This window comes from Streptomyces marianii (assembly GCF_005795905.1).
In the GTDB taxonomy this organism is placed as follows: domain Bacteria; phylum Actinomycetota; class Actinomycetes; order Streptomycetales; family Streptomycetaceae; genus Streptomyces; species Streptomyces marianii.
In genome coordinates, this window is record NZ_VAWE01000001.1 from 2,849,306 (window position 1) to 2,874,793 (window position 25,488).

The window sequence follows — 25,488 nt, forward strand, 5'->3', positions numbered from 1 at the left end:
CGCGGCCCGGGCAGGTCGGGATACGACCGGCAGCCACGGGACCGAGACGGGACGGACCGAGACCGGACGGATCGATGTCCGACCGGCCGGGGCCGTCGCCCTCGCGGACCGCTCCGGCCGGTCGCCGTGCTCAGTTCCAGACGTTGTTCTGGTTCTGGCTGTGGGACCCGTGCTGGCCCATACCGAACTGGGCCCGAGCACCCTGACCGACCTGGGCGTGCTGCGGCGGCAGGACCTCACTGGGCTGGACGAGGGCGAACCCCTGGCCGAGGAAGCTCAGTTCCCAGCCCTCCCCCGTGCTGCCCCGCCGCCGCCAGACGCCGGTGGAGTGGGTCTGAGCCTGCATCTGCACCCGCAGCGAGGACGACCAGGCGACGATCGCGTCGGCGTCCACGTTGACGTACTTGTCCGGGGTGACCTGCATCATGAGCGGCTGTCCCGAGGTCATCAGCGCGACCTTGCCCCGCCCCGAGATGTTGAGCTGGTACTTCCCGGAACCGGAGATGCCGTACTGGCTGTCCACGGCGATGACCTCCGTGTGCAGCGTGGAGTCCAGCGCCAGCACGTAGGCGCTGTCGACCGTCATGCCGTCCTGATCGACGTCCACCACGTGGACGTACTGGGCGAGGTTGGCGAAGTAGACCGTGCCCTGCCCCGAGCAGCGCATCAGGTCGAGGCCCTCGCCGGTGCGCGTACGGGCGTCGCGCTGGTTCCTCGACTCGTACTCGCCGTCGAAGTCGATCAGTCCCTGGTAGGCGACCATCGCGCCCTTGCGGGCGAGGATGTCGTCGTGTCCGGTGAGCGCGACCCGCAGGAGCTGCGGGTTCTGGACGACGTAGCGCTCCTGGGACTGCTGTTCCGCGTGGCTGAAAAGCGGGCTCTGCATGATGTGTTCTCGCTCCCCCTCAGCCCCGGACCCGCAGTCGGTCGGTGCTGTCCTCACTCGGCTGTACGACGACCATGCCCTGGCCCGAGAAGGCCATCTGGTAGGCCTCCCCGCTGCCCCGCCCGATGAGGGAGGAGGCCTTGAAGCTGCGCTTGCCCTTCACCTTCAGGTTCGGCGACCAGGCGACGAGGGCGTCCGGGTCGACGTAGGTCTCGTCCTCGCCGCGGCCGCAGTCGACGACGATCGGTGTGCCGCGCGAGGTGATCGCGACCCATCCGGTGCCCGCGACCGTGACGTTCCACAGCCCCTGGCCTGCGAACTTGGCGAGGCCCTTGACCCGCTCGACGCCCCACTGCAGATGCGCGTCGAAGGCGAGCAGGTTGGTGCCGTTGACCGAGATCGAGTCGTTGTCGAGGTTGACGACCACGACGTCCGCGCCGTAGTCGGCGAGGTAGAGCAGCCCGTCACCGGAACACTTCATGATGGGCGTGCCCTCGCCGGTGACCCACTGGCCGGCGACCTGCCGTACGGCGGCCGGGTTCGGCTCGTACTGGACGAAGCCCTCGTAGGCGACCATCGAGCCGGCACGCGCGAACAGGTCCTGGCCCGAGGCCATCGCGACCTTGAGCATCGTGCTGCCGTGGTTCTCCATCCGGGCCACCACGGGTGTCGGGGCAAAGCCCGCGAGTTGCTGGTTCATTCTCCGGGCTCCCTCAGACCTCGTAGGGCTGGACGACGATGAAGTTGCCGGGGGCGCCCCGGAACTGGAGGTTCACGGTCTCCCCGCTGTGGCCCGGGTAGGCGTTGCGACGCAGTCGCACCTGGCTGGAGAGGATCACCTGGGAGGTCGCCGACCAGGCCACGACGGCGTTGGAGTCGGCGAACGTGGTGGGCGTGACCGGGAGGACCACCGGGATGCCGTGGGTCTTGACGACGACCGTGCCGGTGCCCTGGAACTGCATCGTGAACAGCGCCCCGCCGGGGATGCCGTGTCCCTCGATGCGGCGGACCTCGTACTGCAGCGACTCGTCGAAGGCGAGCACGTTCTCCGCGGAGACGCAGATCGCGTCCCCCTGCAGCTCGATGGGGTGCAGATGCGCGCCCTCCTCGGCGAGGAAGACCTGGCCGCGGCCGCTGCAGCGCATCAGCTGCATCTCCTGGCCCGTGGCGTTGCCGACGATCCGGCCGGAGAAGCCGGCGCCCTTGTAGCCGAAGTCGACCTTGCCCTGGTACATGACCATGCTGCCCTGGCGGGCGAGCACGGGCGTGCCGCCCATGCCCAGGTCGACGCGCATGAGCTGCTGGTTCTGCGGGGTCCACCGCTGACCGGTGGGCAGTTCCTTGTAGGGCTGGAGGGCCGCCTGGAGGCCCGCGCCGGTCTGCGGGACGCCCTGGGGCGCCCCGGGCTGACCGTACGGAGCTGCGGGCTGCTGCCCGTAGGGGGCCGGCGCTCCGGGCATCTGGACCGGCGACGGGCCCGGAACCTGCCCGAACTGCGGCTGCTGCGGGGGCTGTCCGTACGGGGACGGTGGCGCCTGGGGCGGTACCGTGCCGGCGGGCGGCGTCATCGGGGCCGCGATCGTCGGCGCCGCGTGCATCTGCGGGTTCACCGCGGTGGGTGCGGGAGCCGCCGGCGCGCCGAACGCGGGCCCGGGCTGCGGCGTCTGGGGAGCCTGCGGGGCCGGGGGACCTGCGGGGACACCGAACGACGGGACGGGAGCGGGAGCGGCCGGCGGGGCGAACCCGGGCACGCCCTGCTGCGGCTGCTGCACAGCCGGCTCCTCCTCGGCCACCTCACCGCCGAAGTTCTTCAGCAGCGCGTCGAGGCCGCCGTCGAAGCCCTGGCCGACGGCCGCGAACCGCCATACGTCCTTGAGGTAGAAGTCGCCCAGCATCACGGCGCGCTCGGTGGAGAACTCCGAGCCGGTGAAGGAGTACCGGACGACCTCCTCCCCGCCCGCCACGATCCGGAGGTAACCGGGGCCGATCTGCGACATCTGGCCGGCGCCGTCGACCGTCGCGGTGAACGACAGCTTGTGGATGTGCGCCGGAACCCGGTCCAGCGTGACGCGGAACGACTCCGTGTCGCCGGCCTGCGAGCCGAGCAGTTGGACGGACTCCTCGGGTGTTTTCGGCTGGTTGAAGAAGACGAAGTAACGGTCGTCCGAGAGCTGCTCGTTGGCGTCGAGACCGAAGCAGCTGATGTCGAAGGACAGTCCGGGAGCGGAGATCTGCACACCCACGTACAGATCGGTCCCCGGTGTCAGGTCACTGATCTTGGCCTTGTGGCCGCGTTGGAATTCCCTGGCCATGCGTAACGACCGTCCCCCATCCCGACGAAATGCGATTGCGTCGCGCCAGGCTAACCGCTTGCGGCGACATTGAGCCAAGCCGGGACGGGTTCGGTACAGGATCGGCGGGACTCACTCGTCGCGGGCGGCAGGGAGATGGGGCAGACGGTCCGCGGCGACCACGCCCTCCAGGTAACCGCGCGCCCGCTCGGTGCGCGGGTACGACTCCAGGAGCCGCCAGAAGCGGGGCCCGTGGCCGGGCACGAGGAGGTGGGCCAGTTCGTGGAGGAGCACGTAGTCCACGACGTACTCCGGCATGCCCTTGAGCCGGTGCGAGAGGCGGATGCTGCCCTCCGCGGGGGTGCAGGATCCCCAGCGGGTGTTCTGGTTGGTGACCCAGCGCACCGACGCCGGGCGAGCGCGGCCGTCCAGGTACTGCTCGGACAGCCGCCGGGCGCGTTCGGCGAGCTCCCCGTCGCCGAGTGTCCGCTTGCTCTCCTGGGCGGCGAGCTTGTCCAGCATCAGCGTCACCCAGCGCTGCTCCTCCGCCTCGGACATCCGGGCCGGGATGAGCACCACGGTCCGGTCGCCGTCCCGGTAAGCGGAGACCGTTCTGCGGCGCCTGGCGCTGCGGCGGACCTCGACCGCGCTCGTCGCGGAGTGGTGGGGCGGCTGGGCGGTCGTGCTGCGCTGCTGGCTCCCGGCACGGAGCGGTCGGTCGGCGGACACGCCCCGACGTTACCCGCTGGAGCAGGGGAAGTCCCGCCCCCGGTCGGTTCGGGGACGGCCGTCCGAACGGCCCTGGCCTGATCGACAATATGGGGCGCCTCATTTGGACGACTAATACCCCACACCTGTGGACAACCTTTTCCGCCGCACGACGCGGACGTGCATTCTGATGCCGTACGAGATGGATCCCGCCGGACTCGGCACCGGCGGGACGGACGAACGAACGGAGCGCGCACGGAGCGTGAACCGAGCGCGTATGGAACGGCGTACGAACGGGGGCGGATGTGCATCCGGTGGTGAAGCCTGCGCTGCGGCAGGCATGGCGGGACCTGCGTTATGTGCAGTTCGGAGTGACGGCGGCGCATGCCGTGGTGCTGGGGCCGGTGGACACGGCGACCGGAAGTCTGCTGTCGCTGTTCGACGGCACGCGGGGGCTGGCCCGGCTGCGTGAGGAGGCCCGGGCGATAGGACTTCCCGACGGCCATGTCGACGCCCTGCTGGAGCGGCTGGCGAAGGCGGGCCTGGTGGACGACGTGACGGGCGGCGGACCGGCGGCCGCAGCACTGCGGAAACGGACGGGAGCCTACGACCGGCTGCGCCCCGACCTGGCGTCGCTCTCGGTGGTCCATCCCGAACCGGGCGGCGGCGCGGCCCGGTTGGCTGCCCGGGACGCCGTGCGGGTGCAGGTGCGGGGCGCGGGCCGGGTGGGCGCGACGGTGGCGGCCGTGCTGTCCGCCGCCGGGGTGGGGCAGGTGGATGTGCTGGACGGGGGCCGCGTGGAGCCGTGGGACGTGGCGCCGGGCGGGGTGCCCGCGGAGGCGGTGGGCGAGCGCAGGGCCGTGTCCGCTCAACAGGTCGTGCGCCGGTCCGCCCCGGGCAGAGCGCGGCGCGCTCCCCGTCGGTCCGACGGCGGGCCGGTGGAGCCACCGCCGCTCTCCCTGGTGATCGTCGCACCGCGCGACGGCCTCGCGGCGTATGTGCCGGATCCGGCGACCGCCGAAGACTGGCTGGCCACCGGGACTCCCCATCTGTACGCGGGTGTTGCCGAGGCATCCGGCGTGGTGGGTCCACTGGTGCTGCCCGGGGGCTCGGCGTGCGCCGGATGCCTGGCGCTGCGCCGAGCCGACCGGGATCCGGTGTGGCCGCGGATGGCGGCCCAGTGGCGCACGCCCCGCCACCGGGAGACGGGCCCGGGGCCGTGTGACCTCGGACTCGCCACGACGGTCGCGGGTATGGCCGCCTCACATGCCCTGTCGTTCCTGGACGGTGAACTGCCCGCCAGCACGGGGACCCGGTGGGAGGTGTCGCTGCCGCTGCTCGAGTGGCGGTCGAGACGTATCGAGGCCCACCGTGACTGCCCCTGCGGGGCGGCTGGGCAGACTGAGGGGGAGCGCGCCTCGGGGGCGGGGACGACGCACGACACAATGGCCGGGGTAGCGGCGTCGACGGAGTGCCAGATGGCTGACGCGGCACGGCAGCTGGGAATTGGAGGGGCACATGTCTGATCTTCCCCGGAAGGCGGTCACCCGTACGGCCAAGCTGGCTGCTCTGCCGCTGAGTTTCGCCGGCCGTGCCACCTGGGGTTTGGGCAAGCGGATCGGCGGCAAGTCCGCGGAGATCGTGGCTCGCGAGCTGCAACAGCGCACGGCGGAACAATTGTTCAAGGTGCTCGGCGAACTGAAGGGCGGCGCGATGAAGTTCGGGCAGGCCCTGTCCGTCTTCGAGTCGGCCCTGCCCGAGGAGGTGGCCGGGCCCTACCGGGTCGCACTGACCAAGCTCCAGGACGCCGCTCCTCCGATGCCGACGCGCACGGTCCACGAGGCGCTGGCCGAGCGGCTGGGCGAGGACTGGCGTGAACTCTTCCTGGAGTTCGAGGACAAGCCGGCTGCGGCCGCGTCCATCGGCCAGGTCCACCGCGCCGTCTGGCACGACGGGCGCGAGGTCGCGGTGAAGGTGCAGTACCCCGGGGCCGGAGAGGCCCTGCTTTCGGACCTGTCCCAGTTGAGCCGGTTCGCCCGCCTGCTGGGACCGCTGATCCCGGGAATGGACCTCAAGCCGCTGATCTCCGAGCTGCACGACCGGGTCGCGGAGGAGCTGGACTACGATCTGGAGGCCCGGGCCCAGCGGGAGCACGCGGCTGAGTTCGCGGGCGACCCGGACGTGGTGGTGCCCGATGTGGTGCACCAGGCAGACCAGGTGCTGGTCACGGAGTGGATCGACGGGACACCGCTGGCAGAGGTGATCAGCGACGGCACCCAGGAGCAGCGCGACCGCGCCGGCCAGTTGCTGGCCCGGTTCCTGTTCTCCGGCCCCGCCCGGACGGGGCTGCTGCACGCCGACCCTCATCCGGGGAACTTCCGGCTGCTCCCTGCGGCCGGTGCTTCCGAGGGCGAAGGGGATCCGGCCGAGTGGCGGCTCGGTGTCCTGGACTTCGGCACGGTGGACCGGCTGCCAGGTGGACTGCCCAGGACCATCGGCGACTCCCTCCGGATGACGCTGGAAGGAGAGGCCGACGCGGTCTACGGGGTGTTGTGCGAGGAGGGTTTCGTCAAGGAGTCGATCGACCTCGACCCGGACGCCGTGCTGGAGTACCTGCTGCCGATCATCGAACCCGCGGAGGCGGACCGGTTCACCTTCACCCGCGGCTGGATGCGGACCCAGGCGGCGCGGATAGCCGATCCGCGCTCTCCCGCACACCAGTTGGGCAAGCAGCTCAATCTCCCGCCGGCCTATCTACTGATCCACCGTGTGACGCTGAGCACGATAGGCGTGCTGTGCCAGTTGAACGCGACCGTACGGCTGCGGCACGAACTGGAGTCCTGGCTGCCCGGTTTCCTGGCCGGCCCCGAGGCCGGCACCGGCCTGGAGACCGTCACCGACGCGGACACCGAGGCCGGCGACGTGGCAGCGGAGGTCTGACCTTCCGGGCCCCGGTCGGGCGCGCCACGGGCTCCCGTCTCCCGGTCAGGACCGGGAGAGTGGGTCCGGCCCGGGGCAAGGGCCCGGCCCGAGGGCCGCTCACCACCAGGACGAGTCGAGCCGTCCCTCGATGGCCCTGATATTGGCCCGGGCGCACTCCTCGCAGAAGTAGTGCCGTCGGCCGTTCTCCACGGAGCAGATCCAGGTGGGAGGAGTGCCCTCGGCGACCGCGCCGCACCGGGAACACACGACGTTCTCGGCACCCGGCTGGGCAGGGCGATGAGTCTGTTCGTCCACCACGTGACGATAACCCCGCAGGGCGCGCCGGAGAGGACAACGCACCGCGGGGGCCGGTCCTCGGACCGGCCCCCGCGGGAGGCACTGATTCATCGGACGGTCGGGCCACCGTCGGGGACGGCGGCCCGGCTCCGGACTACTGCATGACGGCCATGGCCAGCGCACGGCGGGCGCGCAGGGACGCGCGCTCGGCACGCCGGTGCATCCGCCGAGCGGCCGCCAGGCGCACGGCCCCGCGCTCCGCCTCGGCTTCCCGCAGGCGCTCCTGCATATGCGCACGGGCCAGAGCTTCTGGGATGAGTTGCATCTCACGGGTCCTGTTCTGACGCGAGGCGTTCGCGCCGATGGTGGTGACGTACGGGGTCGCGGAGCCGGACGGCTCGCTGGTGGAAGAGGTCATCGGGGCCTGCTTCTGGGGATCGTGCTTGAGGGGACGGTCGACGGTGCCTGGGTGCGCGTTCATGCCGCGACCGGGTTCTTGCGCGGACGGCCACGCGGCCGCTTGCGGGCGACGACCACACCCTGGACGAAGAGCTCCCCGCCCCAGACGCCCCAGGGCTCACGCCGCTCCTTGGCGCCGGCGAGGCAGGCCTCGACCAGGGGGCAGGTGCGGCAGAGGGACTTGGCGTACTCGACGTCCGCCGGCGACTCGGCGAAGAAGACCTCCGGGTCGTAGGAACGGCAGGGGACGGGAACGCCGAGGTTCTCGATCGCGTCGTCGAGCGCGGTGAGCGCAGTGAGGGGGGTCAAGGTGGAGTCCTCCGTGAGGCCGGGCGGGGGGATCGTTTCGGAAGGCGGTACGGACGGGGCGTGCGCTTCGAGTTGCACGGTGGTGTTTTTCCTCGTCTGTTCTGTCCGGTCTGTGGACCGGGCTTCGGCTGGTACCGGGTCTTGCTGGTCCCGAGGCCCCTTCGCTCTGTTTCCTCATCGGGGAAAACAGAAGGGCCGCGGATCCCGGGTGGGGTTCCGCGGCCCTGAAGGCGCCGGCCTGATCCTGGATCAGGCTGGATCACTCCAGGGTTCGAGCCCACGGAAGGCCCACATCGTGTGGTGCTGCGTCGTCTGCTTCTGGGTTCCGGCACTGGCCGCCGCGAGGGCGCAGGCCTTGGCCTCCGCCGCCACTGCTCCTGCTTCCAGTGCCTTGGTCGGTCGCTCATTGCGCTCCCGGACGGGCAGACCCGCGCCGAGGGCGACCGGGCGGCCGGCCGCGAAGCCGGACAGACCGGTGGCAATGAACGCCGAGCCGGAGAGGCCGAGCGAGCAGGCGGAGACGACCGAGCGATCGGTCATTTTGACGGTCGTGCGGATGGAGCTGGTGTAGATGCTGATCACTGGAATCGCCTCCTCTCGGCGTCTCGGGACCGGCCGGGGCCGATCACATGTATTCGGATAAGTACAGCACGGCAACAGGGCTTCGGAGAAGCCGCCGTTCCCGTGGTTAAGAACCTATGGGGATGACTGGCACGCGCGCAAACTATTTTCTCGACGAGTTTTCATCAGTCGTCCTCGTCGCTCCCACCGACCTCCTGGCCTGCGCAGATGGCCAGGACATCGGCACCGAAGCGGCCCAGCTTGCGCCCGCCAACGCCCGAGATCCCCGCGAGCTCACCCTCGCTGCCGGGCACGGCCTCGGCGATCGCCATCAGGGTCTTGTCGGTGAAGACGCAGTACGCCGGCTGGCCCAGCTCCCTGGCCTGCTCCGACCGCCACTCGCGCAGCCGATCGTACAGCGCCTCGTCCATGTCGGAGGGGCAGTCCTCACAGCGCATCAGCTTCATCTCACCGGCGTCGGTGAGCGTCTTGCCGCACACCCGGCACAGCACAGGTCCGCGGCGCTTCCGCCGTCCTCCGGCGCCGCGCTCGATTCCTCCGGCACCACCGGCCGTTCGGGTACCGGGGGCCGCGGAACCCGGCCTGAGCCCGCTCAGGAAACGGGTGGGGCGGCGGGAGGCGCGGCCCCCGGGCGAGCGGGACAGCGCCCAGGAGAGCGACAGATGGAGCCGGGCGCGGGTGACGCCGACGTACAGGAGCCGGCGCTCCTCCTCGACCTGCTCGTCGGTCTTGGCGTAGGTGATCGGCATCATCCCCTCGGTGAGTCCGACCAGGAACACGGCATCCCACTCCAGGCCCTTGGCCGAGTGGAGCGAGGCCAGGGTGACGCCCTGGACGGTCGGGGCGTGCTGGGCGGCGGCGCGCTCGTCGAGCTCGGCGACGAGGTCGGCTAGTCCGGCCCCTGGCCTGGCACGGGCGAAGTCCTCGGCCAGCCTGACGAGCGCGGCCAGCGACTCCCAGCGGTCGCGCACCGCGCCCGAGCCGGCGGGGGGCTCGGTGCTCCAGCCCTTGGTGGACAGCACGGCCCGGACCTGCGAGGGCAGGTCCTCCGCGTCGTCCAGCAGGGCGTCGTTCCCTCCGGCGCGAGCCGCTCCCCTGAGCGCGACCCCGGCCTCCCGGACCTCGGCGCGCTCGAAGAACCGCTCCGCGCCGCGCAGCTGGTACGGCACACCCGCGTCCGCGAGGGCCTGCTCGTAGACCTCGGACTGGGCGTTGACCCGGAACAGCACGGCGATCTCACCGGCCGGGACGCCCGCGGCGATCAGGTCGCGGATCCGGCGGGCGGTGCCCTCGGCCTCGGCGGGCTCGTCCGCGTACTCCGTGTAGGAAGGATCCGGGCCGGGGTCGCGCTGCGAGACCAGTTCCAGCCGGTGCTCGGCGGCGCGGCCGCGCGCCTGCCCCAGCAGACCGTTGGCCAGATGGACGACCTGAGGGGTCGACCGGTAGTCGCGCACGAGCTTCACCACCGTCGCCCCGGGGTGACGGGTGCGGAAGTCCAGCAGATGGTCGGGGGTGGCGCCAGTGAAGGAGTAGATGGTCTGGCTGGCGTCGCCCACGACGCACAGGCTGTCCCGATCGCCGAGCCACAGCTCCAGCAGCCGCTGCTGGAGCGGCGACACGTCTTGGTACTCGTCGACCACGAAGTGCTGGTACTGGCGGCGGATCTGGTCGGCGATGTCGTGGCGGTCCTGGAGGATACCGACCGTGAGCAGCAGGACGTCCTCGAAGTCGATCACCGAGCGATCGCGCTTCAGCTGCTCGTACAACGCATAGATCTGGCCGATCTCCGCCGGGTCACGAGGCGCGTCCCTGAGGGACTTGGCTACCGCGGCTGGATAGTCGGCGGGGACGGTCTGGGTGACCTTGGCCCATTCGATCTCGCTGGTCACGTCCCTGAGCTCGTTGCGGTCGAGCCTCACACGGCAGCGGGCAGCCGCCTCGGCGACGAGCTGGATCTTGCGCTCCAGCAGCCTCGGCAGCTCCCCGCCGACGACTTTCGGCCAGAAGTACTGAAGCTGGCGGAGGGCCGCCGAGTGGAACGTGCGGGCCTGCACTCCGCCCGCGCCGAGCTGCCGCAGCCGGCCTCGCATCTCCCCCGCGGCGCGGTTGGTGAACGTGACGGCCAGCACACTCGCGGGCTGGAGTATCCCCGCACGCACTCCGTAGGCGATGCGATGGGTGATCGCCCGCGTCTTGCCCGTACCTGCGCCGGCCAGGACGCACACCGGGCCGCTCAGGGCGGTTGCCACCGCCCGCTGCTCGGGGTCGAGCCCGTCGAGCACCGCGTCGGCGGACTCGGGGACCTGAGGGAAGTGGGAGGAGTGCGTTGCTGCTGTCACCCCGCCATGCTGCCAGGTCCGGCGAGATCACCGGGACGGTTGTCCACAGGGGGACGGGATCGTCGTACCGGTAGTACCGGTACGGGAACGGGGAATGGCGGCGGGGTCGCGTACGTTCAATCCCCGGAAACCCCCGTGGGGCACCCACCCCCACCGGCCCAGAGGAGCGGGAGAAGGACATGCAGGGAACTCTGACGATGTACAGCACCACCTGGTGCGGCTACTGCCGGCGGCTGAAGAGCCAGCTGGACCGCGAGGGGATCTCGTACGTCGAGATCAACATCGAGCAGGACCCGCAGTCGGCCGCGTTCGTCGAGAAGGCGAACAACGGCAACCAGACCGTGCCGACCGTCCTCGTGGTGCCGCCGAACGGCGGCGAGGACATCGTCATGACGAACCCCAGCCTGGCCCAGGTGAAGCAGGCCCTCGCGATCTGACGCACCGGCCCCGCACCGACGAGACGCCCCCTTCGGGTGGAGACCACCGGAGGGGGCGTCGTCGTGCCGGAACGAATGGCCCGGGCAGCACCGGGCACGGGCGGCGCGGCCCGGCGGTGGCACGGAAGCCGGGGCGGCCTCAGGTGAGCGAGCCCGGCTTGGGCAGCGGCTTTCCGTACCAGAGCTCGATCAGCCACGAGGCGATCGAGATCCCGTAGGGGGGCAGGACTTCCCCGGACTCGAAGGCGGCGCACAGGTCTTCCCGGGAGAACCAGCGGGCCTCGTGGATCTCCTCGCCGTCCACGGAGATCTCCGACGAGGTGGCACGGGCCGTGAATCCGAGCATCAGGCTGTACGGGAAGGGCCACGGCTGGCTGGCGACGTACTCGACCTCGCCGACGGTGACGCCCGCTTCCTCGTACGCCTCCCGGATCACCGACTGCTCGATGGACTCGCCGGGCTCGACGAAGCCGGCGAGGGTGGAGAAGCGGCCCTCCGGCCAGTGGACCTGGCGGCCGAGCAGCGCGCGGTCGTCCTCGTCCGTGACCAGCATGATCACGGCGGGGTCCGTGCGCGGGTAGTGCTCGGCGCCGCAGGCCGGGCAGCGGCGGACGTGCCCGGCGGCCGCGATGACGGTCCGCTCGCCGCAGCGTGAGCAGAAGCGGTGGAGCCGCTGCCAGTTCTCCAGGGCCACCGCCTGCACCATCAGTCCCGCGTCCCTCGGGGACAGCAGCAGACCGGCCTCGCGCAGCCCGGCCGGGCGGGCGGACTGATCCATGCGGCCGGGGAGCGAGTCCTTCTGGAGGGCGAAGTAGCTGACGCCGTCCCCGTCGGTGCCGAGGAAGTAGCGGTGGGTCTCGGTGGGAGGCGCCTCGAAGGCCGGGGTCGTCACCAGTTCGGTGCGGCCGTCGGCGGTGTCGTCGATCAGCACCTGGCCGCCGGAGACGACGAACACCCGTGTCGTCGGGTGACTCCAGGCAGCCGCCAGCCAGGCCTCGTCGAGTCGGTGGTGTGCGGCGCGGTCGATGCCGCTGGGCGCCGTCAGGCCGATGGAACGGCCGTCGCCTACGTGATCGAAGGTGCTCACAGGTGCTTCCCACTCCCCCGGGTTGACCGGCTTTCTGCGGATGACCGGTTGTCTGTCACTGGAGGGCGCCGGCCAGGTCGCCCCACAGGTACGCGGCGGTTTCGACGCCCTTCAGCAGCAGGGCCAGTTCGACCTTCTCATTGGGCGCGTGCCAGCCGTCGGACGGCACGGAAACACCCAGGAACAGCACCGGTGCACCGAGCACGTCCTGGATGTCGGCGGCGGGCCCCGAACCGCCCTCCCGCGTGAAGCGGATCTTCTGCCCGTCGAAGGCACGGCTCATCGACCGGGCGAGCGACCGCAGGGCCGGGTGGTCCAGCGGTGTGAGGCAGGGCCGGGTCGCCGCACCGAAAGCGATCTCGTGGCGGATGCCGGCGGGCACCCGGGACGCGACCCAGGTGCGGACCGCTTCCTCCACCCGGTCCGGATCCTGACCGGCGACGAGCCGGAAGGAGAGCTTCAGCCGCGCCGAGGCCGGGATGATCGTCTTGCCCCCGGGCCCCTGGTAACCGCCGCCGATACCGTTGACCTCGGCGGTCGGGCGGGTCCAGATCCGCTCCAGGGTGGTGTGGCCCGCCTCGCCCAACGTCCCGTACGACTTGGCCGTACGCAGCCACTCGGACTCGTCGAACGGCAGCTCGGCGAGGAGTTCGCGTTCCGTGGCGGTCGGCTCGCGAACACCCTCGTAGAACCCGGGGACCGCCACCCGCTCGTGCTCGTCGTGCAGGGCCGCGACGATCCGGGCGGCGACGGTGGCCGGGTTGGGCACGGCGCCGCCGAAGGAACCGGAATGGATGTCCTGGTCCGGTCCGTACAGCGCGATCTCGCAGTCCGCGAGGCCGCGCATGCCGGTGCACACGGTGGGGGTCGTCTCCGACCACATGCCCGTGTCGGAGACGATCACGACGTCGGCGGCGAGCCGACTCCGGCGCTGCTCGACCAGGGCGCGGAAGTGCGGCGATCCGGACTCCTCCTCGCCCTCGACGAGGAGCTTGAGGTTGACGGCCGGGCTCGTACGGCCCGTGGCGGCGAGGTGGGCGCGCACGCCGAGGGTGTGGAAGAAGACCTGGCCCTTGTCGTCGGCGGCGCCGCGGCCGTACATCCGGCCGTCCCTGACGACCGGTTCGAACGGATCGGTGTCCCAGCCGTCCTCCCGGGCGGCGGGCTGAACGTCGTGGTGTCCGTAGACGAGCACGGTGGGAGCGTCCGGGTCGGTGGACGACCATTCGGCGAAGACCGCCGGGGCTCCCTGGGCCTCGCCCGGCGCGGCCGGGGGGACCTCCCAGACCTCGGCGGTCGGGAAGCCGGTCTCCGTGAGCTTCGCCGCCAGCCACTCCGCGCTGCGCCGTACGTCCTTGTCGTGCTCCGGCTGCGCGGAGACGGACGGGATGCGCAGCCACTCGGCGAGGTCGTCGAGGAAGGCGGCGCGATGCTCCGCTATGTACGTACGGACGGCGTTGTCCGGGGTGTCGCTCATGGCGTCGAGCCTATCCGGCGCCGGGGGCCGTCTCGCCGACCGCCCGGTCGGGCCCGGGCCGGGGCACGCTGCCGGCGGGCCCGGGACCGCCGGGCCGAGGGGCGCCGGGCCGAGGGGCGCCGGGCCGAGGGGCGCCCGGGGCGGGAAGGCCTTCCCCGGCCTCTCCGACCGCCCTGTCATCCGTGTCGTCCATGTCGTCCCCGGCATCCGTACCGTCCGTGCCGGGTGCGCCGTCCATCTCGGGCCCGTCCATGCCGGGCGCACCGTCCGTGTCATCCGTGTCGTCCGTGTCGTCCCCGGCATCCGTACCGTCCGTGCCGGGTGCGCCGTCCATCTCGGGCCCGTCCATGCCGGGCGCACCGTCCGTGTCATCCGTGCCGCTCATGAGGATCCGTTCGAGGCCGGCCCGGCCGGGCAGTCCGCCGGGGCGGACGACCTCCCCGGTGCGCACGTAGACGAACGCGGCGCCGACCGACTCGGGAGGGAGGCCGTGCTGCTCGGCCCAGGCCAGGCGGTAGACGGCGAGCTGAAGCGGATCCGCGTCGCGGCCACGGCCGGTCTTCCAGTCCACGATCTCGAACGCGCCCGTCGCCGCGTCGCGGTAGACGGCGTCGATCCGGCCCCTGACGACCCTGCCCGCCAGGGTGACCTGGACGGGCGCCTCCAGCCGGTACGGGACACGGCCTGCGTACGGCGTGCGCTCGAACGCCTCCTTCAGCACGGCGAGCTCCCGCTCGTCCTCGATGCCCGCCTCGTCCCGGTCGCCGCCCGGCAGTTCGTCGGGCCCGAGCATGGGCAGCGGCAGTTCCTCGAAGCGCGATTCCACCCATGCGTGGAATCGCGTGCCCCGGCGGGCTGCGCGCTGGGGCGGACGGGGCATGGGCCGCGCCAGCTCCCGTGCGAAGCCGTCCGGGTCCGCGGCCAGCCACAGCAGCTGGGACGCGGACAGCGCTGCCGGGAGGGAAACCTCGCGCACGGATTCACGGGCGCGGCGGAGCTCCCCGGTGAGCGCTTCGAGATCGCGGTCCCAGGAGGCGATCACCCTGGCGTCCTCGGGAGCGAGGGGTTCGGCGCGCTGAGCGGGCAGCCTGGGGTGGCGCAGCGAGCGGGCGTCCGGAACGGGACCGGCCCCGTCGTGTGGGACGGGGGCGGACGCGGCGGGGCCGGACGCCGGGTGGACGGGGGCGACGTCGCCGGAGGCGGGCGCGCGAGGCACCGGAGGCCCGTCGTCCTGTCCGGGGCCTTCGGCGAGTGCGAGGTCCCCCCGGGGCACGGTGCCGGCGGACTGCTCGTCCTCGCCGGGCGCGACGTCCACCGGGTCGCCCAGCGTCTCCGGCCACGGCTCGTCCGGCCACGGTTCGTCGGCGGGGTCGTGGAGTTCCTCGGGCCAGAGGTCCTCGCCGGACGGACCGTCGGCGAGGGAACCGGTCGCTTCGGCCGGGCCCGACCCGTCGCAGGAAACGCCCTCGCGGTCGTGCGGTCCGGTACGGGCACCGTAGGGCACGGCCCCGGGGCGCCCCGGTGCCGTCGCGGTCCCGGGGCCGGTGATCAGCGACAGATGGGCCAGCACCGTGTCCGCGGCCTCCCTACGGCGCGCGGTCGCCGTGGGATCCAGCGGGAGCGGCCACGCCTGCACCGGCGTCGCGGCGTGGAGCGCCGGGTTCTCCGCGTCCTCCTCCGGCTCCTCGGCCCATGCCTCGATCTCGCCGAAGCCCGCGGCACAGTGGTCGTACAGCGCCTCCAGGAACGCGGAAGGGCCGCGGCGGCGCTTCTGGGTGGGGCCCCACCAGTGGGCCGAGCCGAGGAGCAGCGAGCGGGGGCGGGTGAACGTCACGTAGCCCAGCCGGAGCTCCTCCGTGTGCTGATGCTCCTTCATCTCCTCCTTGAATGCCTTGAGTCCCTTCGCGTCCCAGGATGTGATGCCGGGCAGGGTCGCGGAGTCGCCCCGCAGCGCATGGGGCAGGACCTTCGCCTGGGAGGTCCACGACTCACGCGAGCGGGTGCTGGGGAACTGGTCGGCGACCAGGCCGGGGACCACGACGACGTCCCACTCCAGTCCCTTGGACTTGTGGGCGGTGAGCACCTTCACCGTGTTCTCGCCCCCGGGTAGCGCGTTGTCGAGGCCCTTCTCGTACTGCTCGGCGGTCCGCAGGAAGCCGAGGAAGGCCAGCAGCGTCGCCTCGCCGTCGAGTGAGGCGAAGGACGCCGCGACGTCGAGGAAGCCCGCGAGGGTCTCGCGGCGCCGGGCGGCGAGGGCGTGCGGCGAGGCGGAGAGCTCCACCTCCAGGCCGGTGGTGGCGAGGACGCGGTGGAGGACGTCCATCAGCGGGTCGGCCAGGGAACGCCGCAGGTCCCGCAGCTCGGTGGCAAGGCGGGCGAAGCGGACCCGGGCCTCGGCGGAGAACGGCAGGCCGTCGTCCGTCTCCCTCCGTTCCAGGAACGTGTCGAGGGCGTCGGCGAGCGAGACGACCTCGGCCGGGTCGGTGCCCTCGACGGCGGCGGCGAGCCGCTGGTCGGCGTCCGTGTCGTCGTCCCCGGCGCGGTGGACCAGCAGGCGCGCCCGGCGCCCGAGCAGGGCCAGGTCGCGGGCGCCGATGCGCCAGCGCGGCCCGGTGAGGAGCCGGACCAGCGGGGCGTTCGCGCCCGGGTCCTGGAGGACTTCGCAGACCGCGACGAGGTCGGCGACCTCCGGAAGGTGCAGCAACCCGGAAAGGCCGACGACCTCCACGGGGACGTCACGGGCGACGAGCGCGCCCTGGATCGCCGCGAAGTCGCCCGCCGTGCGGCACAGCACCGCGATCTCGCCCGGTTCCTTGCCCGTGCGGACGAGATGGGCGATCGAGTCGGCGAGCCAGTCGATCTCCTCGGCGTGGGTGGGCAGCAGCGCGATGCGCACGGATCCGTCGCGCTCCGCCCCGGGCGCGGGCCGCAGTGCCTCGACGCCTTCGTGGCGGGCGCGCAGCGGCTCGGCGAGGCCGTTGGCGAGGTCGAGGAGGCGGCCGCCGCTGCGGCGGTTCTCGCTCAGGGAGAAGCGGGTGGCGGGGCGGCCGTCCGCGTGGGGGAAGTGCTCGGGGAAGTCGTCGAGGTTGGCGACGGACGCGCCGCGCCAGCCGTAGATCGCCTGGCAGGGGTCGCCCACCGCGGTCACGGGATGGCCCGTGCCCTCTCCCGGCGTGCCGTCCGGGGCGGCGACCCTGCCGAACAGACCGGAGAGCAGCAGGCGCTGGGCCACGGACGTGTCCTGGTACTCGTCCAGCAGGACCACCCGGTACTCGTCGCGCAGGATGCGGCCCACCTCGGGGCGGGTGAGCGCGAGCCGCGCGGACAGGGCGATCTGGTCGCCGAAGTCGAGGAGATCGCGGGAACGCTTGGCGTCGCGATAGCGGACGACGAGGTCGAGCAGTTCCCGCCGGGCCGCAGCCGCGTCCGGAACCTTGCGCAGGTCGGCGTTGCCGAGCCTGACGCCCGCCAGGTCGCTCAGCAGCGCGGAGTCATGGGCCCGGAGCTCCTCGGGCGCCACAAGGTGCTCCGCCAGCTCCGCGTCGAGCGCGAGCAGATCGCTGACGAGTGCCGGGAAGGACTTGGTGAGCGCGGGGTACGGGCCCGGGGCCTCGCGCAGCACGCGTGCGGCGAGCTGGTAGCGCGTGGCGTCGGCGAGCAGCCGGGAGGTCGGCTCCAGGCCGAGTCGGAGGCCGTGGTCCGTGAGGAGCCGTCCGGCGAAGGCGTGGTAGGTCGAGATGCCGGGCTCGCCCGGCGGGTCGTCCGGGTCGATCACATCAGGGTCGGTGACCCCGGCCCGGACGAGGGCGGTTCGGACGCGGTCGGCGAGCTCAGCGGCGGCCTTGTTGGTGAAGGTCAGCCCGAGGACCTGCTCGGGGGCCACCTGCCCCGTGCCCACCAGCCACACCACCCGGGCGGCCATCACCGTCGTCTTCCCGGAGCCCGCTCCGGCCACGATGACCTGCGGCGCGGGCGGCGCGGTGATGCAGGCCGTCTGCTCCGGGGTGAACGGGATGCCGAGCAGCTCCTTGAGCTGCTCGGGGTCGGTGATGCGTGCGGACACCTCAGAGAGGCTAACGGCGACCGCCGACAGCGCCCGCCACGGGTGCTCGCGTGCGGGCGAGCGGGCGGCCGTCCCCGCTCACCCGCCGCGCCTGCGGGCCGTGGCTCGCGCCGGGCGCCGAGGCCGCCGGCGCCTGAGCGGATGCGGCGCTCCGGCGCGGAGCCTCCGGCGTAGGGCGTCGTCCGGCGGTGTGACGTCGGGGAGCTCCCGGCCGTCATTCGACGATGTGACGTCCTTCGGGCCTGGCACTGCACGAGGAACGGAAGGCGCAGTGCTCGCACTGCGAGCCGGTGCTCGGGGTGAAGCGTTCGTCGAGGACCCGCCCCGCCGCGGTGGCGAGCAGGTCGCCGACCCATGCGCCGGAGAGCGGTTCCTGGGACTGGACGCGCGGGAGTGCGTCTCCGCCCTCCTTCTTCGGGGCGGCCTGGCGCAGGTGCACGAGTTCGGCGCCACCGGGGGCGGGGCGCCGGGCGTCGAAGACCTCGTCGACGGCGCCCTCGCGGACGGCGAGCTGGTAGACCGCGAGCTGGGGGTGTCGCGCGACCTCGTCCTTCGTCGGCGTCTGCCTGCCGGTCTTGAAGTCGACGACGTACGCCCTGCCTTGTTCGTCCTGTTCGACACGGTCCATGGATCCGCGGATACGTACCTCGTACGGGCCGGCTTCCAGGGTGACGTCGAAGTCGTGCTCGGTGGCGACGGGGGTACGGCCCCCGCGGTCCATGACGTGCCAGCGGAGGAAGCGTTCGAGCGCCGCGCGCGCGTGTTCCTTCTCCTGGACGGACTTCCACGGTGCGTCGAAGACGAGGCCGTCCCACACGGAGTCCAGACGTTCCATCAGGACGGCCAGGTCCGCGGGGGTGCGGCCCGAGGCGACCTCGTCGGCGAGGACGTGGACGACGTTGCCGAAGCCCTGGGCGACGGTGGCCGGGGCGTCCGCCCTGACCTCGCGCCCCAGGAACCACTGCAGGGCGCAGGAGTTCGCGAGCTGGTCGAGGGCGCTTCCGGACAGGGCGACGGGGTGGTCGCGGTCGCGGAGGGGAACCCCGCTGTGCGTCGGGTCCTGCAGTCCCCACCAGCGGTAGGGATGCGCTGCGGGCACGAGCGGCTGGCCCTCGTCGTCGGTGAGAGCGGCGAGCCGGGCGAGCCGTCGCGCGGCGGCGTCGCGGAGCGCGTCGGATGCCTCGGGGTCGACGGTGGTGGCCCTGAGCTCGGCCACCAGCGGGGCGACGGCGAGCGGGCGGCGCGGCCGGCCTGTGATGTCGCGCGGTTCGGCTCCGAGTTCGGTGAGGAAGCGCGAGGGCTGATCGCCGTCGTCGGAGGGCGCCTTGACTGCGGTGACCACGAGGCGGTCCCTGGCGCGCGTGGCGGCGACGTAGAACAGCCGGCGTTCCTCGGCGAGCAGGGCGCCGGGCGTGAGGGGCTCGGCGAGACCGTCACGGCCGATCCGGTCGGCCTCCAGCAGGGAACCGCGGCGGCGCAGGTCCGGCCAGAGGCCCTCCTGTACGCCGGCGACGACGACGAGGCCCCATTCGAGGCCCTTGGCCCGGTGGGCGGTCATGAGGCGGACGGCCGCGGGGCGTTCGGGCCGGCGCGCGAGCGTGTCGGCGGCGATGTCCTGGGCCTCCAGCTCGTCCAGGAAGTTCAGCGCGCCGCGGCCGCCGGTGCGCTCCTCGGCGCGCGCTGCGGTCTCGAACAGCGCGCAGACGGCGTCGAGGTCGCGATCCGCGTTGCGGCCGGCCGGGCCGCCGCGGAGGGCAGCCCGCTCCAGGCGCTGAGGCCAGGGCGTGCCGGTCCACAGCTCCCACAGCGCCTCCTCGGCGGTGCCCCCGCCGTCGAGGAGCTCACGGGCCTTGCGCAGCAGGGCGCCGAGCCGCTGGGCGGCACGGGCGTAGGCGGGGTCGTGGGCGGTGAGCCGCTCGGGCTCGGCGAGGGCACGGGCGATGAGGACGTCGGAGGGGGGCGGCAGGCGGTTGCCCGCCGCCCGTTCCTCGTCGCGGAGGGCGCGGCCGAGCCGCCGGAGATCGGCGGTGTCCATACCGCCGAGGGGTGAGGTGAGGAGGGTGGCGGCGGTGTCGGCGTCGATGGGGGGTTCCTCCCGGAACGGCACACCGGGGCCGGTGCCCGGCCCGCTGCCCGTGCCCGCGTCCGATCCCCTGCCGGGAGCGGAGCCGGCGTCCCCGCCGGGGCCGGAGGCGGCGTCCGGGCCGTGACCCGCAACAGTGCCGGCGGTGGGGGCAGCGCCCGGACCGGATCCCGCGACCGCGCCGGAACCCGGGGCAGCGGGGGGCCGTACTGCCGTGTCCCCGCCGTCCGCTTCCCGGGCGCGGGCATTCCGGCCGTGGTCGTGCCGCCCGCCGGTGCCTCGGCCGCTCTCCTCCCGGTCTCCGTCCACGGACCCGTCGCCGTCGGCCTCGCCGCCCTCGGCGCCGCCCCGGCCTCCGTCCCTGTCGCCGCCCCCGGCCCGACCGCCCTCGCCCGGCCCGGAACCACTCGTGACGAGCGGTCTCGCGGCGGTGCGCAGGGCGGTCAGAAGGGGCGTGACCGCGGACTCGTGGCGCAGGGGGATGTCGTCGCCGTCCGTCTCCACCGGCACACCGGCCACGGTGAGCGCGCGCCGCGTCGCCGGGAGGCTGCGGTTGCCCGCGCGGACGAGGACCGCCATGTCGTTCCACGGCACGCCCTCCTCCAGGTGGGCGCGCCGCAGGATGTCGGCGACGTTGTCGAGTTCCGTGGAGGCGGTCGGGTACGTGTACACCTCGACCCGGCCGCCGGAGCGGGCGGCGGTGAGCTCGCGATGGGCACGGACCCTGTCCGCGGGCAGCCGGGGCAGCGGCATCCGCTGGGTGAGCAGACGGGTCGCCGACAGCGGGACGGCGCCGGAGCGACGGGACGACCTCAGCACCGCGACGGGGGCCCGGCGGCCGTCGCGACGCCGGAAGGCCGCGGGGAAGTCGAGGATGCCGTTCACGTCCGCACCCCGGAAGGCGTAGATGGACTGGTCGGGATCGCCGAACGCGACCAGGGTGCGGCCGTCCCCCGCCAGCGCCCTCAGCAGCCGGACCTGGGCGGGGTCGGTGTCCTGGTACTCGTCGACGAACACGGCGTCGTACCGCTGGGCGATGTGCTCGCCCGTCCCCGGCCGCTCGGCGAGGAGGGACGCCCGGTGGACGAGTTCGGCGTAGTCGAGGACCCCCTGGAGGTCCAGCACGTCCAGGTACTCGGCGAGGAAGGCCGCTGCCGCGCCCCAGTCGGGTCGTCCCGTCCGGCGGGCGAAGGCCGACAGCGCGTCCGGGCCGAGGCCGAGCTCCCGGCTGCGGGCGAGCACCGCACGCACCTCGTCGGCGAAGCCGCGGGTGGTGAGGCATGCCCGCAGCTCGGCGGGCCAGCGCACGCCGGCCCGCCCCTCCCGTTCCAGGTCGAGCTGTCCGGCCAGCAGATCGCGGACGGTCACGTCCTGCTCGGGACCGGACAGCAGGCGCAGCGGTTCGGCGAACAGGTCCGCCTCCTGGTGGGCCCGCACCAGCGCGTAGCAGTAGGAGTGGAAGGTGGTGGCCTGCGGCGCCCGTGCGCCGCCGAGGCGCACGGCCATCCGGTCGCGCAGTTCGACCGCCGCCTTCCGGCTGAAGGTGAGCACCAGCAGCCGCTCCGGGTCGGCCCCCCGCTCGATCCTGGCGGCGACCGCCTCGACGAGGGTCGTCGTCTTTCCGGTGCCCGGCCCGGCGAGTACCAGCAGCGGCCCGCGCTCGTGGTCAACCACCGCGCGCTGGGCGGCGTCCAGGAGAGGGGGATCCACCGGGCCCGGCGAGGTACGCACCAGTCGGTACGCGCCCGGGGTCCGCCCCCTGTGCCCTTGCGGGCCATGGGGGAACCCCTGCCGTACCCGACGGTGCGGTGTACGCCCGGTGGAGGAGGAGGAACTCACGTGGATCGCCGGTCCTGGTGGGTGTGCTGACGGTGGTGACGACGGGCCCGATGCGGGTGCGCGGGCGGGGCGGGCGGGCCTGGGGGCCGCTGGAGGACGTGGCCTGCGGCGCGGGCGCCACCGGCGGTGGGGAAGACGCTACGCCCACGGGTGCCCCCGCCGCGGACGGACCGCTCGGGACCACCGCGGACAGGGCCCCCGGACTCCGGACATCCCATCGCACCGCCGAATGGCGGAAGCTGTCAGATGTGAGCTCCTCCGCCCGCCCCGTCGGCCGGGTCGGCCCCGCCGTCCCAGCGCGCCCGCCGTATGTCCAGGCGCGGCACATGACCTTCCGCGCCCGGCGGCGCCTGCCGCAGCGGGGTGCCCTCGGCGCGGTAGTACCGCAGTGCCCGCAGCTCGTGGCCGGCCAGCAGGGCACCGTCGGAGCGCACCACACGCCACCAGGGCACCGACCCTCCGTAGAGTGCCATCACCCGGCCGACCTGGCGTGGCCCTCCCTCAGCGAGCCATTCGGCGACGTCCCCGTACGTCATGACCCGGCCGGGCGGGATGCGCTCGGCGACCTCGAGCACCCGCTCCGCGTACTCCGGCAGTTCCGGCACCTCATCGCTCATCCGGCCCATCTTGCCCCATGCCACCGACAGCGGGCCGGGAGCGCCGTTGATCGCATATACCAAGACAAAGAAGGGCAAGCAGTGCAGCGCGCATCTCCGCGGCGCACCCTGATGCCATGCTCTGTCGGCTCACCGTGCCACCATCGTCCGGGCGGTGACTGGTGATACGAGATCAAGAAGAGACCGACACGACGAAGGAGCTGGGCGTGCAGCCTCCCGCGGCGGCGAGCACCTCCGGTTCCGAGTCGCGCTCCGGAACCGCCGGACCGCACCAGGAGCCCGCCAGAAACCGGGAGATCCCGCCGGCCGACCCGGCCACGGCGTCCTCCCCGGCCCCTTCCGAGGCCTCCCCCGCGGCCGGCGACGCCGAGGAGCGCACCCGGCCGGCCGGCTCCCCGCGCCCCGCGGCCGACTCCGGGCGCCGCGAGGCGGAGCGCGAACGGCAGCGCCCGGACGGGGCCTGCGGTGACGGCGGCGACGTGGCCCACATCGACCGGCTCTCCGGCGACGAGCCCCTGCTGCCGGCCCGCGTCCACCGCCCCTCCGATCTGACGCGTCTGCTCGCGGGCATCCTGGCGATCGCCGTCGTCCTGGGTCTCGCCGCCTTCGCCCACGGCACGACCAGCGGCCTCGAGTCGGACATCTCCAAGGGCACCGGCCAAGCCCCCGACCTGCTGGTGAAGCTCGCCGGACTGATGTCGAGCATCGCCGTGCTCCTCGTCCCGGTCGCCTTCGCCATCGAACGGCTGATCAAGCGGGACGGACTGCGCATCGCCGACGGCGTACTCGCGGCCGTACTCGCCCACGGGGTGACGCTCGCCACCGATCTCTGGGTCGCCAAGGCCGCACCCAGCCAGATCCAGGACGCACTGACCCAGCCCGCCTCGGGCGGCGGGCTCACCGACCCGGTCCACGGTTACCTGGCGCCCGTGATCGCCTATATGACGGCGGTCGGCATGGCACGCAGGCCTCGCTGGCGGGTCGCGCTGTGGGGCGTGCTCCTGCTCGACGCCTTCGCGATGCTCGTCGCCGGCTACACCACACCGTTCTCGATCATCCTGACCGTGCTGATCGGCTGGACCGTCGCGTACGGCACGCTCTACACGGTCGGCTCCCCGAACGTACGACCGACCGGTCAGACCCTCCTCGCCGGACTGCGGCACGTCGGATTCCGCCCCGTCACGGCCATGCGGGCCGAGGACGTACCGGACTCCGCCGACCAGGGCGACAGGGGGCGGCGGTACCTCGTCACCCTGGAGGACGGCCCACCGCTCGACGTCACCGTCGTCGACCGCGAGCAGCAGGCGCACGGCTACTTCTACCGGGTGTGGCGCCGACTGACGCTGCGGAGCATCACCACCCGCCGTTCCACCCAGTCGCTGCGGCAGGCGCTGGAGCAGGAGGCCCTGCTCGCCTACGCCGCCATCGCCGCCGGCGCCAACGCGCCCAAGCTGATCGCCACGTCCGAGCTGGGCCCGGACGCCGTCATGCTCGTGTACGAGCACCTCGGCGGCCGCTCGCTCGACTCCATGCCCGACGAGGAGATCACCGACGAGGTGGTCCACGGCGCGTTCAGGCAGGTGCGGGCACTGCAGTCACGCCGTATCGCGCACCGCAGGCTCACCGGCGACGCGATCCTGGTGGATCGTTCCGGCAGGGTCGTGCTGACCGATCTGCGCGGCGGTGAGATCGCGGCCGGCGACGTGGTGCTGCGCATGGACATCGCGCAGTTGCTGACCACGGTGGGCCTGCGCGTGGGCGCCGGGCGCGCGGTCGCCGCGGCCGTCGAGGTGCTGGGCTCCGACACGGTCGCGGCCTGTCTGCCGCTACTGCAGCCGATCGCGCTCAGCCGCTCCACCCGCGCGACACTGCGGCGGCTCGCCAGGGAACGGGCGCAGCGCGAGCGCGAGGCGGTGCTCGCGGCGGCGGAGTCGGCGCGGCAGGCCAGGGCGGAGCAGGGCCCCGACGGCGCCGAGGACGACCGCAGGGCAGCCCGCAAGTCGCTGCGCGCCGAGAAGCAGGCCGAGAAGCGGGCCATGGACGAGGCGCTCGACGAGGCGCGCGAGGAGGACCTCCTCGCCCAGATCCGCCACCAGGTGCTGCTGATCCGGCCGCAGGCACCGGTGGAACCGGCCCGGCTGGAGCGGATCAGGCCGCGCACGCTGGTCAGTCTGATCGCCGGAGCCATCGCCGCCTACTTCCTGCTGTCACAGCTCACGCGGACCGATCTCGGGGTGGTCGGCCGGGCCGACTGGGCCTGGGTCGCCGCCGCGGTCCTGTTCTCGGCACTGAGCTATGTCGCGGCGGCGATGAGCCTGCTGGGATTCGTGCCCGAGCGGGTTCCGTTCCTGCGGACCGTCGTCGCGCAGGTCGCGGGCTCGTTCGTGAAGATCGTGGCCCCGGCCGCCGTCGGCGGAGTCGCCCTGAACACCCGCTTCCTCCAGCGCTCCGGCGTCCGCCCCGGACTGGCGGTGGCGAGCGTGGGCGCCTCGCAGCTCTTCGGCCTCGGCGCCCACATCCTGCTGCTACTGGCCTTCGGGTACCTCACCGGCACGGAGAAGACGTCGTCGTTCACACCGTCGAGGACGGTCATCGCGGGACTGCTGACGGTGGCCGTGCTCGTGCTCGTGGTGACCGCCATCCCGTTCCTGCGGAAGTTCGTCGCCACACGACTGCGGTCCCTGTTCGCCGGGGTCGTCCCGCGCATGCTGGACGTGCTCCAGCGGCCGGGCAAGCTCCTCACGGGCATCGGCGGCATGCTGCTGCTCACCGGCTCCTTCGTCATGTGCCTGGACGCCTCCATCCGGGCCTTCGGCAACGGCGACCAGCAACTCAGCTACGCCAGCATCGCCGTCGTCTTCCTGGCCGGCAACGCGCTGGGGTCCGCCGCTCCCACCCCGGGCGGTGTGGGAGCGGTGGAGGGTGCGCTGACCTTCGGCCTCATCGCGGTGGGGCTGCCCGCCGAGGTCGCGGCCCCGGCGGTGCTGCTCTACCGGCTGCTGACGCTGTGGCTGCCGGTGCTGCCGGGATGGCTGTCCTTCAACCACCTCACCCGCAAGGGCGCACTCTAGGCGTACGCGCCGGGCGCTCCG

18 protein-coding genes are annotated in these 25,488 nt (G+C 72.9%); 4 read left to right on the plus strand and 14 right to left on the minus strand.

The features are described from left to right. Positions 1-130 precede the first annotated feature (130 nt). The 4 genes from FEF34_RS12725 to FEF34_RS12740 all read right to left on the minus strand — a co-directional run bounded on the left by FEF34_RS12725 (position 131) and on the right by FEF34_RS12740 (position 3,906). On the minus strand, positions 131-886 hold the full coding sequence (locus tag FEF34_RS12725) for an AIM24 family protein (RefSeq protein ID WP_138053293.1): 756 nt from the start codon (positions 884-886) through the stop codon (positions 131-133). 19 nt (positions 887-905) lie between these two features. Continuing rightward, positions 906-1,586, minus strand: a complete 681-nt coding sequence (locus FEF34_RS12730) for an AIM24 family protein (protein WP_138053294.1) — start codon at positions 1,584-1,586, stop codon at positions 906-908. 13 nt (positions 1,587-1,599) lie between these two features. Beyond that, positions 1,600-3,198 (minus strand): TerD family protein, encoded by a 1,599-nt coding sequence (locus FEF34_RS12735; protein ID WP_138053295.1) that lies wholly within the window; start codon positions 3,196-3,198, stop codon positions 1,600-1,602. 111 nt (positions 3,199-3,309) lie between these two features. After that, positions 3,310-3,906 carry a M48 metallopeptidase family protein gene (locus FEF34_RS12740; RefSeq protein WP_138053296.1) on the minus strand — a complete coding sequence of 199 codons (597 nt, stop codon included), beginning with the start codon at positions 3,904-3,906 and terminating at the stop codon, positions 3,310-3,312. A gap of 284 nt (positions 3,907-4,190) precedes the next feature. Between FEF34_RS12740 and FEF34_RS12745 the strand changes: the two genes are divergently transcribed. Further along, on the plus strand, positions 4,191-5,411 hold the full coding sequence (locus FEF34_RS12745; protein WP_138053297.1) for a TOMM precursor leader peptide-binding protein: 1,221 nt from the start codon (positions 4,191-4,193) through the stop codon (positions 5,409-5,411). Continuing rightward, on the plus strand, positions 5,404-6,825 hold the full coding sequence (locus tag FEF34_RS12750) for an ABC1 kinase family protein (protein ID WP_138053298.1): 1,422 nt from the start codon (positions 5,404-5,406) through the stop codon (positions 6,823-6,825). Before FEF34_RS12745 ends, FEF34_RS12750 begins: the two co-directional genes overlap by 8 nt. 99 nt (positions 6,826-6,924) lie before the next feature. On the opposite strand, the gene FEF34_RS12755 is transcribed toward FEF34_RS12750, so the two are convergent. From FEF34_RS12755 to FEF34_RS12775, 5 genes are all read right to left on the minus strand, one after another. Then, a complete protein-coding gene (locus tag FEF34_RS12755) occupies positions 6,925-7,122 on the minus strand; it encodes a hypothetical protein (RefSeq protein WP_138053299.1) in 198 nt (65 codons plus the stop codon). A 136-nt stretch (positions 7,123-7,258) separates the two neighbouring features. Further along, a complete protein-coding gene (locus FEF34_RS12760) occupies positions 7,259-7,585 on the minus strand; it encodes a hypothetical protein (protein ID WP_138053300.1) in 327 nt (108 codons plus the stop codon). Further along, entirely contained in the window at positions 7,582-7,950 is a 369-nt protein-coding gene (locus tag FEF34_RS12765) for a WhiB family transcriptional regulator (RefSeq protein WP_093652527.1), read from the minus strand. Before FEF34_RS12765 ends, FEF34_RS12760 begins: the two co-directional genes overlap by 4 nt. Positions 7,951-8,121: 171 nt before the next feature. After that, the gene (locus FEF34_RS12770; RefSeq protein WP_138053301.1) at positions 8,122-8,454 is read right to left on the minus strand and encodes a hypothetical protein; all 333 of its coding nucleotides are present in this window, start codon (positions 8,452-8,454) and stop codon (positions 8,122-8,124) included. 164 nt (positions 8,455-8,618) lie between these two features. Further along, complete coding sequence (locus FEF34_RS12775; RefSeq protein WP_138053302.1) at positions 8,619-10,793, minus strand: ATP-dependent DNA helicase UvrD2; 2,175 nt, start codon at positions 10,791-10,793, stop codon at positions 8,619-8,621. A gap of 179 nt (positions 10,794-10,972) precedes the next feature. Here FEF34_RS12775 and FEF34_RS12780 point away from each other — a divergent pair, with 179 nt between their 5' ends. Further along, positions 10,973-11,230, plus strand: coding sequence for a mycoredoxin (locus FEF34_RS12780; protein ID WP_138053303.1), 258 nt, complete (start codon positions 10,973-10,975; stop codon positions 11,228-11,230). A 139-nt stretch (positions 11,231-11,369) separates the two neighbouring features. Here FEF34_RS12780 and nudC read toward each other — a convergent pair whose 3' ends face one another. From nudC to FEF34_RS12805, 5 genes are all read right to left on the minus strand, one after another. Beyond that, positions 11,370-12,317, minus strand: coding sequence for an NAD(+) diphosphatase (gene nudC, locus FEF34_RS12785; RefSeq protein ID WP_171052931.1), 948 nt, complete (start codon positions 12,315-12,317; stop codon positions 11,370-11,372). A 55-nt stretch (positions 12,318-12,372) separates the two neighbouring features. Further along, positions 12,373-13,794 carry a dipeptidase gene (locus FEF34_RS12790; protein WP_138053304.1) on the minus strand — a complete coding sequence of 474 codons (1,422 nt, stop codon included), beginning with the start codon at positions 13,792-13,794 and terminating at the stop codon, positions 12,373-12,375. A gap of 10 nt (positions 13,795-13,804) precedes the next feature. Further along, positions 13,805-17,857 carry an ATP-dependent DNA helicase gene (locus FEF34_RS12795; RefSeq protein WP_234042372.1) on the minus strand — a complete coding sequence of 1,351 codons (4,053 nt, stop codon included), beginning with the start codon at positions 17,855-17,857 and terminating at the stop codon, positions 13,805-13,807. A 214-nt stretch (positions 17,858-18,071) separates the two neighbouring features. Then, positions 18,072-21,779 (minus strand): ATP-dependent DNA helicase, encoded by a 3,708-nt coding sequence (locus FEF34_RS12800; protein WP_138053305.1) that lies wholly within the window; start codon positions 21,777-21,779, stop codon positions 18,072-18,074. A 242-nt stretch (positions 21,780-22,021) separates the two neighbouring features. Continuing rightward, positions 22,022-22,396 carry an MGMT family protein gene (locus tag FEF34_RS12805; protein ID WP_138053306.1) on the minus strand — a complete coding sequence of 125 codons (375 nt, stop codon included), beginning with the start codon at positions 22,394-22,396 and terminating at the stop codon, positions 22,022-22,024. A 206-nt stretch (positions 22,397-22,602) separates the two neighbouring features. Between FEF34_RS12805 and FEF34_RS12810 the strand changes: the two genes are divergently transcribed. Beyond that, complete coding sequence (locus tag FEF34_RS12810; RefSeq protein ID WP_138053307.1) at positions 22,603-25,467, plus strand: lysylphosphatidylglycerol synthase domain-containing protein; 2,865 nt, start codon at positions 22,603-22,605, stop codon at positions 25,465-25,467. The last annotated feature ends 21 nt before the right edge of the window (positions 25,468-25,488 follow it).